The 18,826-nt window shown below is 46.3% G+C and carries 19 protein-coding genes; 14 read left to right on the top strand and 5 right to left on the bottom strand.

The annotated features are described in order from the left end of the window. The first annotated feature begins 121 nt into the window (after positions 1 to 121). From RIF36_RS18085 to RIF36_RS18070, 4 genes are all read left to right on the top strand, one after another. Complete coding sequence (locus RIF36_RS18085; RefSeq protein WP_350122963.1) at positions 122 to 700, top strand: DinB family protein; 579 nt, start codon at positions 122 to 124, stop codon at positions 698 to 700. Between the two features lie 64 nt (positions 701 to 764). Continuing rightward, positions 765 to 1,199 carry a hypothetical protein gene (locus tag RIF36_RS18080; protein WP_350090027.1) on the top strand — a complete coding sequence of 145 codons (435 nt, stop codon included), beginning with the start codon at positions 765 to 767 and terminating at the stop codon, positions 1,197 to 1,199. 116 nt (positions 1,200 to 1,315) lie between these two features. Next, a complete protein-coding gene (locus RIF36_RS18075) occupies positions 1,316 to 3,076 on the top strand; it encodes a TrkH family potassium uptake protein (RefSeq protein ID WP_350122966.1) in 1,761 nt (586 codons plus the stop codon). A 6-nt stretch (positions 3,077 to 3,082) separates the two neighbouring features. Continuing rightward, on the top strand, positions 3,083 to 3,751 hold the full coding sequence (locus tag RIF36_RS18070; protein ID WP_151997448.1) for a potassium channel family protein: 669 nt from the start codon (positions 3,083 to 3,085) through the stop codon (positions 3,749 to 3,751). Between the two features lie 44 nt (positions 3,752 to 3,795). Here the strand turns inward: RIF36_RS18070 and RIF36_RS18065 are convergent, their stop codons facing one another. Continuing rightward, complete coding sequence (locus RIF36_RS18065; RefSeq protein ID WP_350090033.1) at positions 3,796 to 4,434, bottom strand: NAD(P)-dependent oxidoreductase; 639 nt, start codon at positions 4,432 to 4,434, stop codon at positions 3,796 to 3,798. A gap of 652 nt (positions 4,435 to 5,086) precedes the next feature. Beyond that, complete coding sequence (locus RIF36_RS18060) at positions 5,087 to 5,935, bottom strand: sugar phosphate isomerase/epimerase family protein (protein WP_350122969.1); 849 nt, start codon at positions 5,933 to 5,935, stop codon at positions 5,087 to 5,089. Between the two features lie 126 nt (positions 5,936 to 6,061). Here RIF36_RS18060 and RIF36_RS18055 point away from each other — a divergent pair, with 126 nt between their 5' ends. From RIF36_RS18055 to RIF36_RS18010, 10 genes are all read left to right on the top strand, one after another. Beyond that, positions 6,062 to 7,912 carry a metallophosphoesterase gene (locus tag RIF36_RS18055; protein ID WP_350122972.1) on the top strand — a complete coding sequence of 617 codons (1,851 nt, stop codon included), beginning with the start codon at positions 6,062 to 6,064 and terminating at the stop codon, positions 7,910 to 7,912. Positions 7,913 to 8,078: 166 nt separating this feature from the next. Further along, positions 8,079 to 8,303 carry a DUF433 domain-containing protein gene (locus RIF36_RS18050; protein ID WP_350122975.1) on the top strand — a complete coding sequence of 75 codons (225 nt, stop codon included), beginning with the start codon at positions 8,079 to 8,081 and terminating at the stop codon, positions 8,301 to 8,303. Then, a complete protein-coding gene (locus RIF36_RS18045) occupies positions 8,300 to 8,656 on the top strand; it encodes a DUF5615 family PIN-like protein (RefSeq protein ID WP_350122978.1) in 357 nt (118 codons plus the stop codon). Before RIF36_RS18050 ends, RIF36_RS18045 begins: the two co-directional genes overlap by 4 nt. 133 nt (positions 8,657 to 8,789) lie before the next feature. Beyond that, positions 8,790 to 9,653: an SIR2 family protein gene (locus tag RIF36_RS18040; protein WP_350122981.1), complete on the top strand. Its 864-nt coding sequence runs from the start codon at positions 8,790 to 8,792 to the stop codon at positions 9,651 to 9,653. A gap of 148 nt (positions 9,654 to 9,801) precedes the next feature. Then, complete coding sequence (locus RIF36_RS18035) at positions 9,802 to 10,482, top strand: hypothetical protein (protein WP_350122984.1); 681 nt, start codon at positions 9,802 to 9,804, stop codon at positions 10,480 to 10,482. 75 nt (positions 10,483 to 10,557) lie between these two features. Beyond that, complete coding sequence (locus tag RIF36_RS18030) at positions 10,558 to 11,157, top strand: hypothetical protein (protein ID WP_350122987.1); 600 nt, start codon at positions 10,558 to 10,560, stop codon at positions 11,155 to 11,157. Between the two features lie 94 nt (positions 11,158 to 11,251). Then, a complete protein-coding gene (locus tag RIF36_RS18025; protein ID WP_350122990.1) occupies positions 11,252 to 12,085 on the top strand; it encodes a carboxypeptidase-like regulatory domain-containing protein in 834 nt (277 codons plus the stop codon). A gap of 42 nt (positions 12,086 to 12,127) precedes the next feature. After that, positions 12,128 to 12,718, top strand: a complete 591-nt coding sequence (locus RIF36_RS18020; protein WP_350122993.1) for a hypothetical protein — start codon at positions 12,128 to 12,130, stop codon at positions 12,716 to 12,718. A 60-nt stretch (positions 12,719 to 12,778) separates the two neighbouring features. Beyond that, positions 12,779 to 13,576: a penicillin-binding transpeptidase domain-containing protein gene (locus RIF36_RS18015; RefSeq protein WP_350122995.1), complete on the top strand. Its 798-nt coding sequence runs from the start codon at positions 12,779 to 12,781 to the stop codon at positions 13,574 to 13,576. A 292-nt stretch (positions 13,577 to 13,868) separates the two neighbouring features. Then, positions 13,869 to 16,280 (top strand): TonB-dependent receptor, encoded by a 2,412-nt coding sequence (locus RIF36_RS18010; RefSeq protein ID WP_350122998.1) that lies wholly within the window; start codon positions 13,869 to 13,871, stop codon positions 16,278 to 16,280. Between the two features lie 90 nt (positions 16,281 to 16,370). Here RIF36_RS18010 and RIF36_RS18005 read toward each other — a convergent pair whose 3' ends face one another. From RIF36_RS18005 to RIF36_RS17995, 3 genes are all read right to left on the bottom strand, one after another. Continuing rightward, a complete protein-coding gene (locus tag RIF36_RS18005; protein WP_350123001.1) occupies positions 16,371 to 17,501 on the bottom strand; it encodes a YncE family protein in 1,131 nt (376 codons plus the stop codon). A 190-nt stretch (positions 17,502 to 17,691) separates the two neighbouring features. Then, on the bottom strand, positions 17,692 to 18,303 hold the full coding sequence (locus RIF36_RS18000; protein WP_350123004.1) for a hypothetical protein: 612 nt from the start codon (positions 18,301 to 18,303) through the stop codon (positions 17,692 to 17,694). Then, positions 18,300 to 18,647, bottom strand: coding sequence for a PadR family transcriptional regulator (locus tag RIF36_RS17995; protein ID WP_350123007.1), 348 nt, complete (start codon positions 18,645 to 18,647; stop codon positions 18,300 to 18,302). The genes RIF36_RS18000 and RIF36_RS17995 overlap by 4 nt, the downstream gene beginning before the upstream one ends. Positions 18,648 to 18,826: the final 179 nt, after the last annotated feature.

The raw sequence follows: 18,826 nt of genomic DNA, 5'->3' as shown, positions 1-18,826 counted from the left end.
ATAGCTTAAAAGGCCCTTTGTAAGGAGCTGACAACACCATAGCGTCCGCCAGCGAACAGCAACGACCGCAGGGTGTACAATGTGACAATTAAGCCGTAAATTGGTTTTCAAATGAATCGTCATGAGTCAGAGCTTCCACAATGTCAATATTCAATCGCATCTTGATAAGATGGAGGAGTTGATTGCCGAGGTCAACAATGTATTCGGAGACCTGTCGGCGCAGCAGTTAGGCTGGAAGCCAACAAAAGGACAGTGGAGCATCAGAGAATGCCTGGATCATATCATGATGACGAACAAACAATACTATCCACAGTTTGACAAAATTGCCGATGGCAGGTACGAGCCCACTTTTTGGCAGAAAATGCCTGCTTTTTGGCACAGCTTCTGGGGCGGGCAACTGGTGGAATACCTGGGGCCGGAGGTGAAGCGTAAATCGAAGTCACCGGCGATATTCCGGCCAACCGCAGGCAGGCTTAGCCAGCACATTGTGAAAGACTTTACTGATAGCCTCAAGCTGTTGACTAGAAAAATGATAGCGATGGATCATGTAGATCATACTACCGTCATTATTACGTCGCCAGTGTCAAGGCTGGTGACCTACTCGCTGTACGACACGCTACAAATTGTGGTGGGCCATGCGGAGAGGCACGTAAATCAAGCCAAACGGGTTACCCAGCAGCCCCTTTTTCCTGTCAGATAATGTCTTTTGGCCTTGCATGATTTTCGCTCATTTGACTCATCGTTTTCAGGTAAAAAACCAAACCATGACAGATCTTATCAAAAAACTTAACTACAAAGCTCAGCAGGCGATAGGCATATTTGAGTCTCCGGATGAGTTTGCTCCTCATATCAGGGACTTTGAGAAGCTCGGCACTGTTTATACTAAAATCCATTCAGCCGACCACTTTGACTTTGTGCTGGTGTTTGTGCAAACAGAACAAGCAATTGCTAAGCTCAGCCACGAGATAAATCCAAAGCTGACGGACGACGCTCCGTTTTGGTTTGTATACCCTAAGAAGACTTCTAAAAAGTATAAAGCGGAAATCCACCGTGACCACGGATGGGCACCTCTTGGAAAGCTGGGCTTCGAAGGTGTGCGCATGGTAGCGGTGGACGACGACTGGTCGGCGCTGAGGTTCAGAAAAACGGACAAAATCAAGGAACTGAAAAGAGACCCCTCGTGGCGGCTGACGAAATAGTAACCAATTTTCATTTAAAAAGGGGAATTTTAATAGCAATACGTTATGCAATAAGGCCAACGATAGCTAGCTTTCCCCCAAGGTAGCGTCGGTAAAAAGACAGTGGCCCAGATCATTTGAAACGGAAAGCACTCAATATTATTAACTGGTCTTCGCTGGGAGTAAGCAGTGTTGGCTTGCTTCTACTGATTATTGACTTTGGCTTCCCCTACAGCGGCGTCCTTGAAGTCTACCTTCATACCTTGCTTCCCGTTCTTGCTGGCATCTTGTTTGTGCTGATTACAGTTGCAAGCACTATCGCATGGATGCTCGATTCCAGTCGACTCCGGTCAAGACTGGTAGAGGCACTGCTGGCTATCTACATGCTGGCCTATGTAGTGTTTTCAATCAACCCGCACTTGTATCCTCAGTTGAGCTTTTTCACCCATAAGTTCACTGGCTACTGGGGCTGCTTTTTCATTTTTGTAATAGAGTTTTCAAGGCGCACAACATCCCTCTACAAGCTTTCGAAGAATCCAGCCAATCTCTTTATCTTCAGCTTTGCGCTCATTGTGTTGCTGGGCTGCGGACTACTGATGCTGCCTAATGCCACTTATGAGGGTATTGGCTTTGTAGACGCCCTTTTTACATCAACAAGCGCCGTATGCGTTACAGGCCTCATAGTAGTTGACACTGGTTCTTATTTCACTACGTTCGGTCAGGTTGTGATACTTGGCCTCATTCAGGTGGGTGGCATTGGCATTCTTACCTTCACCAGCTTTTTTGGCCTTTTTTTTAAAGGTGGGTTTAGCATCCAGAACCAGCTATTTCTAAAAGATGTAACAAATACTAACCGGCTGGCGGAGGTAAGTGGCATAGTGAAAACAATTGTCGCTTTTACCCTTCTGGTTGAGTTGGCAGGAGGTATTGCCATATTCACGCAACTCAACAAGGCAGTGCTGCCAGGTTTTGTCGACAGGGTACTCTTCGCCGGATTCCATTCCATATCGGCCTTCTGCAACGCAGGCTTCTCTACGCTTGGTAATAGCCTGTACGATCTAAACTATCGCTTCAACTACTCTCTCCATTTAGTCATCGCCTTTCTCTTCATTTTCGGAGGGTTGGGCTTTCCCATCGTCTTCAATTTTGTGAACTATGTTAGGGAGTCAGCCCGCACAATAGTGGCCCGGCTGGTAAAACGGCGGATTGTCTATCGGCTACCCATCAGGATCAACCTGCACACACGGATCGTACTTATTACAACGGCACTTCTCATAGTCCCCGGCACTTTGCTTTTCTACTTCTTCGAATACGACAATACGCTGGCCGAGCACAACGAATTTGGCAAATGGGTGACCGCCTTTTTCGGTGCAGTTACGCCCCGAACTGCTGGTTTCAACACTGTCGACAATGCGGCATTGAAGCTTCATACCATCATGATCATATTGTTGCTCATGTGGATTGGCGCCTCGCCCGGTTCCACCGGTGGTGGCATAAAAACTACCACGATCTTCCTGGCCACCCTTAACTTTCTAAGCCTGGCCCGCAGCAAAGACAGGGTTGAGTTTGGCAAAAGAGAAATCTCCAACAAGTCGATCAGGAGAGCGTTCGCCATTATTTCTCTTTCGCTGATATTTATCGGACTGGCCACATTTATGATTACGATGTTTGATCCTCACTTACCCTTTATTCAGGTAGCTTTCGAATGTTTTTCTGCCTATAGCACCGTGGGGCTAAGCATGGGAATTACATCGAGTCTTAGTACAGGAAGCCGACTGGTGATTATTCTTATTATGTTTATTGGTCGGGTGGGTGCGCTTACCTTGCTTGTAGGCATGCTACGAAGAGTGCAAACATTGAGGTATCGTTATCCAAACGAGGAATTGTTTATAAATTAAGTTTGTATGAAATACATCGTTTTTGGTCTCGGAAATTTTGGCAGCAGCCTGTCCACCACGCTCACCGCCATGGGGCATGAAGTGATTGGGGTGGATAAAAAAATGGACAAGGTGGAACTGCACAAGGATGACATTACGCATACCATTTGCCTCGACTCTACCGATATTCAAGCAGTAAGCTCCCTTCCTCTGGAAGATGCGGATGCGGTTATTGTTGCCATAGGTGAAGACGAAGGTGCCTCTATCATGACCACAGCCCTGCTGAAGCAACTCCATGCTAAACGAATTATCGGCAGAGCGGTGAGCGAATTACACACTACGGTGATGCAGGCCATGGGCGTGCATGAAATCAGTCGGCCAGAGCAAACCTCCGCCATCAGGCTGGCGAAAAGGCTTAACTTCAAAGGCGTAGTTGATTCATTCGAACTGTCGGACAAGCACAATATCATTGAACTGAAGTGCCCTGAGAAATATGTAGGAAAAACACTACTGGAGTCAGAGTTTAGAAAGAAGTACAACATAACAGTGTTGACTACCATTAAGCCAGTGGAAGGAAAAGAAGATGGTAAAATTTCCGGTGTAGCCACTGCGGAGACTGTTCTGGAAGAAGGAGATACGCTGGTTATTTTTGGTGCACTCGACGACTTGAAAGACATGCTGGATGACAGTGAATAAAAGTGCAAAACGATGCGGATCGATACAGACCCGCATCTTTTCAATCAATTACTGGCTATAAAAGGTGCTTGCCCCACAAAAGCATCGTCAGTCAACTGATCGGCCACAAAATGAGCCAGATCAGCAGCACTAATCCCGTCGCCGGGGCAGCTCTCCAAGCTTACGTTCACTCCCCTACTTTCGTCGGTAAGCTCAATCATAGGAAGCCTCACCAGCGTCCAATCGATATCGCTTTTTCTAAGAGACTCATATTCTACCTGCTTGTCCGCTGTGGTTTTGGGGTAGTTGGCTCTCATCCACTCAGTGGCCATTGCCACTTTTTCGCACTTCTTGTCGAAAGGAGTGTCTACGTTGAGCCCTGTGAGTATGACATATCGTCGAATACCTTGAATTGACATCGCAGCCACAATATTCTTTGTGGCCTGGTCGAAAATTGGCTCCTCTCCCCTCGGCTGACCAACGGCGCTGATGATAGCCTGGCATCCGTCGAGCAAAGATCGGATAGCTTCCACATCTCGTGCATCGCCTTTCAGTAACTCGATTTTCGGGTCTTCAATTTGAAGGTTTTCAGGAAACCTAAGAAGAAGTTTGAGGTGATACCCACGGCTGAGCAGCTCTTTTACGATGTACCTGCCAGCCTTACCTGTGCCGCCAATGACGGCTATTTTTGAAGTGTTACTCATTTTTACTCTCGATAAAATAAGACAATAGTTGATTACCTGGTATTGCCAGAAAAGCAAACCGCTTGAGCAGAAGTGTTTTCCGCTAAGCTTAAGTCAATATTTTATCAGGAGATTTTAATAAGTCGAAGGTAATGGATTTTGGGGAATTATGCAGCTTGGAAATGATCAGACTGGAGTAAATTCCAAGCTGGCAATAAAGCCTTGTCGGCCTGGAATAAATTCCAGGCCGGTGATAAAGCCGTGTCGATGGCACTGGCCAATCGGTTAGAGACATTTTTCACAAGCGAACCAAGTTCGGCAGCTTCAAACCTTCAGCCTGGAATGAATTCCAAGCTGATCAAAAAAACCGTGCCGATAGCACTAATCGATCAATAGGTGCCTTTTTCCGAAAGGAATTGGCAGCACCTTCAAACCAGCTTGGAATAAATTTCAAGCTGATCAAAAAAACCGTGCCGATGGCACTAATCGATCAATAGGTGCCTTTTTCCGAAAGGAATTGGCAGCACCTTCAAACCAGCTTGGAATAAATTCCAAGCTGATCAAAAAAACCGTGCCGATGGCACTAGTTAAATAATGCGAGGTTAGTTCATGTCGATAGGTAGTTCGGTAGTTTTCAAATCCTCGATTCCTCAAATAGTCAAATACTCTCTTCCTACTTCCACACCTCTTTGACCTTCGCTTCCAAATATTTCAATGTGGCGGGCGCTTCTTTTGGAAAGTCGTCCCAGCGGGCTTCGATGACAATACTTCCCTTGTAGTCAATTTTCTTCAGCTCTTGCAGGTACGGAACTACTTCGTCGCCCAGCGTACCTGGCGGGTCTCTGTCTGCCTTTTCAGCGATATCGCAGTGGAAAGTGAGGTCTTTTCCCAGCGCTATCATCGACGGAGGATCACCATCCATGAGCATGTGGTAAATGTCCACGCAAGCCATCAGATTTGGCTCATCTACCCGCTTCACCACATTCACCACCTCATCAAAGCCGTTGAGAAAGTTGGCTTCGGTCTTGTTGAGGTTTTCTACAGTGATCAGGATATCGTATTTCTGCGCCTGCACGGCTACTTTCTTTGCAATGGCTACAAACTGATCTACTGCCTTTTGATAGTCCCAACCGTCAGGCAACCGCCGGGAGCCACCGCTGCCCCATACCACCAGATCTACATCAATCTGCTTGCAACGCTGAAATACAACGTCGGTGTAGGCCAGTATGGCTTCCTCATTTACGTCAGGGCCAATCACTTTCAGGTTGCCTGGTAAAAAGTAGTTCACAGCAAACATGTTGGTTTTCAGCTTTTTGATGGTGGCAACATTCTCGGCAAACTGCTCATCTGACACTTTTTGCGGACTGATAATTTTGTCCACCTTTTCTACAAAATACTTATAGCCGCAGGCACGCATGAGGGCGTCGTCTTCCATGTCCCATGCCACGGTAACTGCCGGTCGTTGTGCATAAACAAACAAGGTGGTGCCAAGAAGTAAGAGAGCGAACAAAGTGGTTTTCATAGGCGATAGTTAAGCAGTTATTTTTATTGTTTCCTTCGCCAGGAAACATTAACTTAAACTTAACTATTAATTTCAAATACCTCTCGGCAAGGAGGCGTAACTTCACCCTAACCAAATCTATCTAGTATGAATCATCTTTCAGCCGCTGTTGTTGGCCTTCTTGTCTTTGGTGCGGCTTGCACCGCTCCAGTCGAAAAAGCAAGTATTAAGATTGAACCCATCGAAGGGCCAACACCCTACACCAGCCTTGATCTGAACAATGACCCCTCTTCTTTTCAGTTTGCCATTGTTACTGACCGAACCGGCGGCCATAGGGGTAATGTGTTTGAAGTGGGCCTAAGCAAGCTTAATCTGCTACAGCCTGAGTTTGTGATGAGCGTGGGAGACTTTATTGAAGGCTACACTGAAGACGAAGCACGGCTGGATGCTGAGTGGACGGAATTCAATGGGTTTATCGATTCTCTCACGATGCCCTTCTTTTACGTGCCTGGCAACCACGACATCACCAACAAGGTGATGTATGACAAGTACAAAACCATTTTTGGAAAGGATTACTATCACTTTGTGTACAAAGACGTGCTGTTCCTCTGCCTCAATTCGGAGGACAACTACCGTGGGGCAGGAAAAGGTACCATCGGCGACGAGCAGTATGAGTGGATAGAAAAAACCCTTGCAGCAAACGCAGACGTGAAATGGACGCTGGTGTTCATGCATCAGCCTCTGTGGAACCAACAGGCCGAAACCCTTCGCTGGCCTGACGTTGAAAAACTACTGGCACCCAGAAAACATACCGTGTATGTAGGCCACCACCACAGCTACGTGAAATACGAAAGAAATAATGGCAAATACTTTATTCTGGCTACCACAGGAGGCAGCAGCCGACTGAGAGGCCCACGGTTTGGGGAGTTTGATCATGTGGTGTGGATCACTATGACCGACAACGGGCCCATCATGGCTAATCTGGAGCTTTCGGGCGTTTGGGACGAGAGCGTGGTGACAGAGCAGTCGAGTAACTACTTCAGGCCACTTTTTAATGGGCAGCCTGTGCGCATATCGCCGATGTTTACCGATGGCAGCACGTTTTCGGATGGCACCACCGAAATCCGCCTGACCAACGACAGTGATGCCCCAATGGACGTTAGTTTTGAATTGGCTGCTAACAAAGATCTTACTTCCAGCATTATCCGTCAAAGTCTCACCATAGCTCCGAATTCAGTAGAAATAATTCCCCTAAAGCTTAGTGGAAAAGCTGCCCCGATTGCTACACTGGAGCCAGTAGAATTGAGAGGAACGGTCACCTTCCACGGCGAGGGCATGGCGGACGTCACGATGGATGTAACACAAAATGCCCGTCCGGCCAAAAAGGAATACATTTCAAAGGGCACCACCAAGACAATAGATGGCAAACTTGACGATTGGGCGGCCCTCCCATACTCAGAAATCAAAATGTACACGGAAGCCAATCCCTTCTCTCACAAAGGTGGCAAGGCTGACGGCTCGGTTCGGTTCGGAATCAGCTACGACGACCAGTTCCTTTACATTGGCGCCGAGGTAACAGACGATGAACTGCTGGCAGTGGCCTCCTCAAGGCCTTACAACCAGGATGCCTTTCAGATAATTATCGACGGCCGCAGTGAAAATATCAGCTCTTTCGGGACGAGCCTCTCGGGTGTGCTGTACATAGGAATGAGTCCTTATGTGGATGGCGCTGAGAACACCACGCCGTTCACCAGTGGCAACAAGCCCGATGGAACCATTGGCGTAACAAGAAAAACGGAAAAGGGCTATGCCACTGAGCTGGCCATCCCGCTAAGCTACCTTGGCGAGCAGCAGGGTGGCGACTGGAAAACCGTCCGGGTCAACGTAGGCGTGAACGACTTTGACAACGACTACAGTCACCGCACCAACCTGTGGTGGCAACCCGACTGGCGTGGTGCTGCCAACTACCCCGGTTCGGGTACCTTTTTCAGAAAATAACACGGGTAATATCAGTACGAGAAAAGAGCCTGCGGAAACGTGGGCTTTTTTTGTTCAAAAACCGTCATCACATTGGAAACTCCGACATATCGTTGGAATAAATGATTTACACCTCCTTTTCGGATGGTTTCGGCAAAAGAGCTATTTTTGCTAAAACCCTGTCCAAATGGTAGACTATAAAAAGATCATCCAAAGGAACCCGAACAAAAGATTCGGTAAGCCTTGTGTACGAAATACAAGGATTACCGTATATGATGTGCTTGGCTGGCTAGCTGCCGGAATGGGTTTCAACGAAATTCTCGAGGACTTTCCCGAGTTGACACTGGAAGACATTCAGGCCTGTCTTGCCTATGCAGCAGACAGAGAGCATAAGCTTCAGCACAATGCATGAAGCTATTGTTCGACCAGAATATCTCTTTCAGATTGGTGAAAAAGCTTGTTGACTATTTCCCCAACTGTCTACATGTAAGTCACTGTGGCTTAACCGACATGGAAGATTCAGATATTTGGCCTTACTCAAAAGAACATGGCTTCACCATTGTCACTTTTGAGGCCGATTTTTATGATATTAGTGTGATTAACAGCCATCCACCAAAAGTGATTTGGATTAGAACAGGCAATCTCTCAACTAATCAAATAGCCCAGCTTTTAATCAACAACTACTCGGCGATAGAAAATTTTCTACTGCAAGATGCCTATAGAGAAATGGCCTGCCTTGAGTTGGAAGCCGACAACAACAGCTGACCTCGCTTTATCGTCTTGACCCCAGCCTTATTGGCGTACTTGAGTACCCCGCAAGAAATTGAATACCAATACTGCCTGCGGAAACGTGGGCTTTTTTTGTTACATTCTCCAAAAAAGCATCCACTAACCTCGTATGAACGCCATTGCATCCATCAGGAGCAAATACAAAGACGCCGCTTTTCTTATTGGGAACGGCCCTAACCTACGAAGTGGCATTATGCCATCCTGGAAGGACTTGCTGAAGGCAGCCTCTCCAAAACCTATTCCCTTCGCCCTGACAGGACTGACTAATACAGAGATATATGACCTGATCGAGTTGTACGCAAACGACCCTGTCAAAGTGAAAAATAGGGTGAAGGCTGAATTGCAATTGACAAACAGCGATGACCTGTGTGTCCATAAAAAAATCATGGAATTTGCCAGGTCAACAAACACACCAGTGCTGACAACAAACTTTGATACGGCTTTCGAAGAGTCTGTAGGGGCAAGGCCATTTCACATTGATTCCGATGGATTTACCCGATTCTACCCCTGGAAAACCTACTACGGCTTCGAACAAATGACTACTCCTACTCACGGCTTTGGTATTTGGAAGATTCATGGCGACATAAACTATCGGGATAGCATCAGGCTTGGACTCGGCGACTACATGGGGAGTGTGCAGCGAGCTAGAAGCCTCATCACCAAAGGACGACGCAGGCTTTATAAAGAAACACTTCTGTCGAAATCGTGGCAAGGCGAGCAGACCTGGCTCCATATCTGGTTCCACAGCCCACTCATCATTTTTGGCTTTGGCTACGAACCCGACGAGGTGTTTCTCAGGTGGCTGCTAATTGAAAGGAAAAGGTATTCCATCAAACTCAGATATGCCATGGATGTTTGGTATGTAACGAAAGGTGCGCCCAGCCCCTCAGTGAAAAACTTAATGGAAAACCTTGATGTGAAGATTCATTTGGTGGAAGACTATTCGGATATCTACGACGGCCTTTCTGATTGATGTTCTTTGATTTATCGCAAGTATTCACGTTCCAAATTTACTGAATTACTGCCGGCTATTTCCTCCAATTAAATTAAAGCGACCATTACGCAATATAAAGGGTAAAAATATGTTCTATTTCGACAACAAATAAATCAACAACCACGTCATGAACAAATCGCTCAGCCTCACTATCTTTCTTTCACTTCTGTTCCTGATTTCTTTTACCTCACACGCCCAGTTCTCAAAGGGAACAAAGCAGGCTGGAGGAAATTTGAAGTTCTATCGAACAGTGGTGAACAACGAGTATACGACACCTGTCAGCTTCGTACAACAGTCTATCAACGAAAACAGCGAGATTAAAATACTTCCGAGGGCGGGATTATTTATATATGACAATTTCAGCGTCGGCGTTTCAGTGGGCTTCGTAAACAACTACACCCGCACCAAATCCTCGGCACCCCAATTTAATATTGACCAGAGAACGGCATCAAATCTAGCAGCAACACAGGTTTTTGGCAGGTATCATGTAAATATTACTGACCACTTGATTTTGTTTGGGGAGGGCTTTGCCAATTCAAACTTTGGAAAAGAGAAAACGACGGTTGTGGCGAATGAATATGAAGAAAAAGTCGTTGGGTTCGGTGTTGGCGTGAAACCTGGCATTATCCTCATGATTAGCGAAAAAATAGGGCTAGAAACTTCCATTGGACTTCTGGGCTATCAACAAGAAACCAGAAAGCCTATTGATCGCCCCGAATTGCCTATTGGAAACACTAATACTCAACGGGACTACGGTCTATCCCTTTCTCTTGCAACCCTCGACTTTGGTATGCAGTATTACTTCTAAGCATATACAATGGCAACTTTTTGGGGAAGCCAGAAAACTTTCTAGTTTCGAAGCCATAAAACAGCATTGCTGCTTATGAAAAAGATGGTTGTTGCTGGCTTTGTCATTTTCTTCGCCGGGTTCTTTATCAAGTTCTTTCACATTCACTACAATGCAATTGTGATGCTGGCAGGTCTTTTTATATTGCTTGCCGCTAGCCTGATTGCCATTATCAAAAAAGAAAACAATGTGAACGGATGGGCCAACCTTGCCTCCGCTTTCTGGCTGGCCATGCTGCTGTTTACAATTAAGTTCTACCCGTTTGTATCGGTCGTACTGGCCCTGGCAGTTGTTTTCACTTTAGTTGCCGTTCTCACAACTGCAAAAAGAAAAACATGGAAGACATTGACGTTCCCGGCAATGGGTTTAGCGCTCGCCCTTACCTTCCACTTAATGCCTGCCGATAGTAAGTACCACCTCATGAATATCCGCTGGAGTTATGAAATCGATACAGACTTCGTCACATGGGACAAATACGCATGGTTTCTTTACCAAAATGGCAAACACGATGAAGCCCTGAATGCTTCAGGTAAGGCGCTGCAACTAGCCACAGAAGCAGGTGAAGCAGAATGGGCAAACTTCATTGCCGACCACAAGAGCAGGATTGAGCAAGGGAGCTGGACGACGTTTCGCTGAAAGCCGTGCTGAGGCGGCCTTCTGTTGATTATCACAAGTCGCTTTACACTTTTCACAAGTAATCTGCGATATTTGTAGCCTTATACCTGCTTAAATGTTGTACAAATTGCGCTTGTTTCTCGCTGTCCTGGTACTGGGTGCGCCCCTTCAACTCATTTCCCAAAATCAGATTTGGGGCACGGTAGTGAGTGCCGAGAATGGCCTACCAATTCCCTACGTTAATGTAGGTGTGGCGGAAAAGAACATAGGAACTGTATCAGACGAGAAAGGGGAATTTTCTTTTGATATCGAGCAGGTTGCTCCAAGTGATTCTGTTATCTTTTCAATTGTTGGATACAAAAGAGAGGCTGTAACGTTGCGTGCGCTGTTGGCAAACGTCTCGCCGCAAAAAATAGAACTCAGGGAGCATGTGATTAAGCTGGCAGAGGTTGTTATCGAAGTCGATCCATCCAACAGCAAAGTATTGGGAGTTCAGCGGGTTTCCGGTAAAAGATTTGGCTTTGTCGGAGGCATTGGTGCCGGAGCGGAAATATCCCGAAAAATGAGGATATCCCAACCTTCTGTGCTGAATACGGCCTCCATTTATGTTAAAAACAAAAGCAATCAGCCATTCAAACTGCGACTGAATGTATACACAGCTAATTCTAAAGAAGGGGAGCCTGGGGGTTCATTGCTTAGCCAGTCAATTATTTTGGAGTCTGACCTGAAAGAGGGTTGGCTGAGCTACGATTTCAAAGAGCCTGTCGTCGTCGATCGTGCATTTTACATTTCCTACGAATGGGTAGAGCCGAATCTCCAGAATCCCATGATCGCTCTCAGGGGCAACAACCTGGACGAAAGGGTGAGGGTGAGACCAGTAAGCATGGGGAAGTGGATCATGGGTGGAAACTTCGATTTTGCTATTCGCTGCGAGGTAATGAATGACTGAGGAAGCCAACATGACAATTCCACCTCCCCTCACCTTATGCCCATGATGAAGAAAACGATAGGACTTTCCCTTCTGGTGGTTCTTTGCGAGTACGCTATTTACGTGTGGTCGGGCGGTGTATCACCCGAGCCAGGCATCTACTTCCAGCTTGCAGCACGGTATTCTGCCAGGGTTTCATTTTTGCTTTTTGCAGGTATCCTTTGCTGGACGGGCATCAGAGGCCTGAAGCACATTTATGCAGAAGAGCAGCGTCGTCAATTGTTTGTTAGCTTGCTTTTTTTTCTGGCCCTCAACCACCTCATCCATTTCTACTTCCTCGCTATGAACTTTGAGACAAGGGGCATGGAGCTCCGTGAGTTTAAAAATTTACCAGGTGCAGTTGCCTACGTTGTTTTGACCCTCTCGCCGTTCTTTTTATGGAACAAAAAAGAGCTAACAAGAAGTCGCTACCAAATTATCATCTCAGGGTTTGTGCTTGTTACGGCCTTGTTTGTTGGTACCTATGTCAAAAGGTTTACACAGGAAATAGAGATGCCCATTTCGAAATATTTGCTGATAGCCAACCTGGCGGTAATGACGTCGTTGGTGATCATCAATATCTTCAGAATACGCTCCGAAAAAAATCCCCAATAATTCACAGTATATGCCAACCAATTTGCAACAACTAGCGTCATTCTGATAAAAAATCTAACAATGAAAATTACTTTTCTGGCAGCCGCAGTTCTTCTTTTTTATCATCTACCGGCGCAAGAATCCCTCACAAAACCATTTAGAGAGTGTAACATCGAAGGCAGCATCACCCTCTTCGATTACAACGCCAAAAAATGGATTTCCAGCGACATCAACGATAGCCATGTAGCTACTTTGCCAGCCTCCACTTTCAAAATCATCAACACCCTGATAGCGCTGGAAACCGGTGTAGCAAAAGATGAAAATCAAGTGATAAAATGGCCGGGAACCACCGACACGGTGAAGTATGGCTACCGGCCTGACATTTACCATGACATGACTATGAAAGAAGCCTTTCGGCTTTCTGCCGGATGGGCCTATGTGGAAATGGCAAAGGAAATCGGCAAAGAGCGCTATGCGCACTTTCTAAAAGCCAGCCACTATGGCAATGCCGATGTTTCCATCAACGACCCTGACTTCTGGAACTTTGGTTCGTTTGCCATTTCGCCAGCCAATCAAATAGAAATCCTCATTGGAGTGTACGAAGAGACTCTGCCATTCTCCAAACGCTCTTTTACCATCCTGAAAGAGATGATGATAGAAGAGCAAAACGAAGGCTACATATTGCGAGCCAAAACTGGCTGGACCCGTGACAGCGGAAAAGATACTGGCTGGTGGGTTGGGTACATTGAAAAGGAACACAATGTCTATTTCTTTGCCACCAGGTTGATAAAAGACAGGAAGGTACCGAACCCAAATTTCGGAAGTTGCAGAAAGACGATTACGAAGCAAATTCTGACTCAGCTAAAAATGATGCCTTAGTTAAAGTTCAATTTGTGAGGTTATGGGTTGGTTACTCTGCTGACTCTCCTATAATCATTTTTCATCTCCCACGACTGGCCTTTTGCGGCCACCTGAGCTTCCTGCCGGAACTCATACCCTTTTGTTCCTTCTAACTCCTTGCGAACACAAAGGAAGTCTTCAAAGTTTATTCAGAATTCAGTGGCTACCTTGCATCAATGAATGTTCTAAATATTAGAAACGAGCAAGAACTGTCAGAAAACATCTTTGGTATGTTGCGATACGTAATTGAAAGAAACCGTTCGGTAGTAAAATGAATCAAATCACAAAATTTATTCTGAGTATCCTATTTCTAGTGCCTTTGGTAATATCAGCCCAAAACAGTGCCATCACAGTCTCAGGATCAGTAAAAGACAACAAAGCACAATCGGGACTGGCTTATGTTAGCGTCGTGCTGAAAACTGAGGCAGATAGTGCGTTTGTGTCAGGCACCATCACCAACGACGAGGGGCTATTTGTACTCACCGGTGTGAAACCAGGAAAGTATGTACTGGAAGCCTCTTATGTTGGCTTTAAACCCTTAAAACAACCACTGTTTGTGGGTAGCCTAAGCAGGTTTTTAGAGGTAGCGCCCGTCATTTTGGATGAAGACATAGAAACGTTGAGCGAAGTGGTTGTCACCGGTCAACAGGACGCAGTCAGTGAATCGCTAGACAAAAAGACCTTCACTGTAGCCGACAACGTTAGCCAGGCGGGTGGCTCGGTGCTCCAGGCCATGCAAAACCTGCCGGGAGTAACCGTGCAAGACGGTAAGGTACTGCTGAGAGGCAATGACCGGGTCGCAGTGCTGATTGATGGCAAGCAGACTGCCCTAACAGGTTTCGGCTCGCAATCTGGACTTGACAACTTGCCAGCTTCTGCCATCGAGAAAATTGAAGTCATTAACAATCCATCTGCCAAATATGACGCCAATGGCAATGCGGGCATTATCAACATCATTTACAAAAAAGACAAGCAGGAAGGCTTCAACGGAAAAGTCGGGCTTTCATCAGGCCTGGGAGCGCTTTGGGTCAAAAATGAGAACCTGCCCACCATTCGGCCTCAATACCAGGCAACACCCAAAATCAACCCTTCACTATCTCTCAACTACAAAAAGAACAAGGTCAACACCTTTTTGCAAGCCGATAACCTCTATACCCATACGCTCAATAAAAATGAATTCGTCACCAGGACCTATGACGATGGCACGGTGATCTACAACCAAACAAAGCGCAACAGAGACACCAACCTCTTTTCAGGCAAAACCGGCATGGACTGGAGTATCGACGATGCCAATAGCCTCACTGTGTCTGGCTTTTTCAGCAGTGAGAAAATTCTTGATCGTGGCGACGAACCATTTTTCGAAGGAGACCTCAGCAACCGTTACAGACTGTGGCAATTCCTGGAGGATGAGCTAAAAACAACCGTGATGGCTACTGCTGCCTACCAGCACAAGTACAAGCAGCCAGGTCGCTTGCTCAATATTGGTTTTAACTACACCTACCACCGGGAAAATGAGCAGTACTTCTTCGACAATATTCTGCCGGAGTCAACTGGAAGGGATGCCTTCAAGCTCATTTCTGATGAGCATGTGGCCGATTTCAACCTCGACTATGTACAGCCTTTGGCGTACGGTCGCTTCGAAACAGGCCTTAAGTTTCGCAGGCGAACCATCCCCACCAACATGCAGTTCTTTCCAGGGCTCAACTCCCCCATCGACTCGGCAGCAGGTGGATGGGCAAATTACGGAGAGCTAATTCCAGCCGTGTATGGTAACTATGTCTTCGAAAATGAAAAGTATGAGGCGGAAGCCGGCGTGCGGGTGGAGTATGTGAAGATTGACTACAAGGTGAATCCCGATCACCCCACATACAAAACCAGCGGCTACAACTACACCCAGCCGTTCCCGAACGTGCGCCTGGCTTACAAGCTCAACGACAACAACAAACTGTCGGTCTTTTTCAATCGCCGTGTCGATAGGCCCAACGAGGTTGACATCAGGATCTTCCCCAAGTATGACGACGCAGAGATCATCAAAGTGGGTAACCCGGGGCTTCGGCCACAGTTTACAACCAACTACGAGGTTGGCCACAAGGGCAGCTGGAACACGGGCTATTTGTACTCATCCGTTTACCACAAGCAGATGGATGCCACCATCACCCGCATCGGAAGCATCGTGCCGGGCAGCGTACTTATCTACAACATCTTTCAAAATGCCGGCAAAAGCTACAATACGGGTTTTGAAGTGCTGCTTTCTCAAAACCTGGACAAATGGGCCACCATCAACTTTAGTGTGAATGGCTACCAGAACATCATCGAGGCCTTTACGGTAACCAACCTTTATCCTGAAGTGAACGTGTTCACAGCTGCCCGGCAGGAAATCCTTTCAGGAAACGTAAAGCTCAATAGCGTCTTTCACCTGGCAAAGCAAGTGGATATTCAGCTAAGCGGCACTTACCTGGCCCCTGACATCATCCCACAGGGAACCATTGGCACCCGCTTTTCACTGGATTTGGGTGTAAAGAAACCCATGCAGAAAGGAAGAGGCGAATTGTATGCCAACGCCACCGATTTGCTCAATACCATGAGAGTAAAGCGGGAAATTCAGGGCGATGGGTTTAAGTACCTGGCTACCGACTACTACGAAACCCAGGTGGTGAGAGTGGGCTACAGTTATAAGTTTTAGAAATTGGTGGCGTTGTGTGAAATCATGGCGTCACCACAATGGTTTAGTTCAGGCGTGTCTCACACGCCTTTTTTCATGCTATTTCTCTGACTACAAAGCCCTGCCAAGCCCAAACTGATCGCCGGCTTTGGTGGCCTTGCCATCTTTCATAAAAATCTCCACCATCTTCTCACTTGAAACAGTGTTGTAATTTTCGTCTTTCAGAAAATACAGTACTGCTCTCTTTGCCGGATCTATCACCTCTCCGCTGGAAGGATAGGCATATTTACCGTCGACGCTAAAGGTAATCCAGCCGGGCATGTCGCTCAGCGGAATGGTTGTTAGCTGCTGATAAGGCGGCTTGCCATCAAAAATGTGCATGCGCATATTGTGGCCATCGCTGATCCAAATTTCTTTTTCATCAGGCGTAAGTGCGATTCCATGAGCAGGATTACCATGCCGACGCACTGGGCCTTTGTCCCAGCCCAGCACCTGCACACTGGCCAGCTTCTCTCCTGTTTTCAAATCGCCCACCTCAAAGCCCAGCAGTTCATTCACGTTCACGAACACCAGCGATTCATCGGCATTCACCGTAAATGGCCTGATACCTGCACTGAAGGGGCCGATCTTTTGAACTACTGTATGGGTTTTAGGGTCGGCTACATGAAGTTCAGGCGACCCAATGTCGGCCATGTATACCTTTTTGCCAGATGGCCCATAAATAGTGTTGTGCGCTCTTGAGTGTATTTTTATTTTGGCTATTATGTCACCGCTTTCGCAGCTTACCACATTCCAGAAGTCTTTTTCCAGCGACGGTAGGTACATCGTCATCCCATCAGGGGAAATAGACATGCGGTCGCAGCCGCCTTCATACTTTCGCTCCCAAACTACTTTTTCTGTTGCTAAATCAATTCGCTGCATGGATTCCAGCGTGGAGATATAGACACTATTGAGCTGGACGCTCACATCAATGCCTTTGACATTGGAAGGGGTTCCGTTTTCATGAAAACCCTGCGTCTTAATGCGTTTAACAAACTTATGGTTATTGTCCACGTCAAAGACAAGCAAGCCATGTCCGCCGTAGCCTAGATAGTCTCTGATGCCGGGAGTAGCCACATACAAAAAATGCCCTGTTCCTCCGGCTGGTAACACTTTCGTTGATAAATGACCCACAGGCACCACCCAGGCGGTGGCGAACAAGAGTAAAAAAAGGACGGTAACAGATAGGAGTTGGCGTTTCATAGTGGTGTTATTTGAAAAACGGGCTATTTTTAAAGTTACATCTTCCAGACTAAACTTGGCAACAATCTCTTATTGTATTGCACTTGAATTCCACTTCCGCATAAAAAAAGGCGAGAGCTTCCTCTCACCTTTACCTACTACCATTGCTACGTTATGAATTTCTTCGTTTCAGCAGCAAGTCCGCTTTTTGCTAGACGGCCTCAATTGATCGCTTATACAAAGTGTAAAAAAGAAAAGGCAGGAAGCCGAACCCAAAAAGAAAGCCCCCGCTAATAAGCACCGCCCCTGAACCTTCCAAATGAAGCATATTGAGAATACTGCCAAGTGCCAGCATCATAAAGCCCGCAGCTCCTACTATCCATTTCATTTTTTCCGATGGCGAATAAGCCCCGCTAGTCTTCAAATGGCTTACCAAAAGGAGCGGAGCAAACACAAACGCAGTAACCATAATACTACCGAACAGCAAAATAGAAGCACCCGGCAAATGCAACGATTTGAACACGACGGACAATGTAAGCCCCAATGAGGAAATGAATCCGGTTAGATAAGTAATTCGCTTCATATTAGTGATTTTATTAAAGTTGAGAACAAAAAATACTTCCTCCTGTATTTCGTCAAAACCATTCGGCGTGGTTTGATGAAATGCTTTTTGATAGGCAACCTCAAAAGACACACCCTGATCCATGTCTTCTTCTATGAGGCAATAAAAATGGTCGATGAGATCATCCTGCACTTCTTTGCTGGAAATACTACTTTCCTTCACTTTACCAGTGATAAAGTCTAATTGGTCGTCAGTAATCATGCGCTGGCCGGTTTACTATCTGGTTCAAACATGATGCTCTCAATGGTCTTCAAAAAGTCCATCAACTCCGACACCTTTTCCCTCTTGGCTTCATTTCCTTTTTGAGTGAGCGTGTAATACTTCCTGACCCGTTTGCCTATGCTCACTTCCTGGGTGGTTACCGTGCCGTCCACAAGCATTTTGTGAAGGGCCGGGTACAACGAGCCATCTTTGAGTAGTATCTTACCTCCAGTGAGCTCTTTCACCTTTTGACAAATTTCGTAACCGTACATTCTGCCATGCTCACTGAGTAACCTCAAAATGATCATGTCGATGGTGCCTTTCAATAATTCTTTTGAATACATAGCACAATAATACATAGATATATGATATATCAATACTATAGGTATGTTTTTTTTTGAATTTGGACATATTGTTGAAGGTTGAGATGAAAATCGACCAGATCAAAACTTCCGTTAAGTCAGACAGTGCAATGAAGAGCCGTTGAGCCAAACGGATCTGAACCCAGCCGACTCACCACCAG

Source organism: Imperialibacter sp. (genome assembly GCF_040222815.1).
Lineage (GTDB): Bacteria > Bacteroidota > Bacteroidia > Cytophagales > Cyclobacteriaceae > Imperialibacter.
This window is presented reverse-complemented; position numbering and strand designations above follow the sequence as displayed.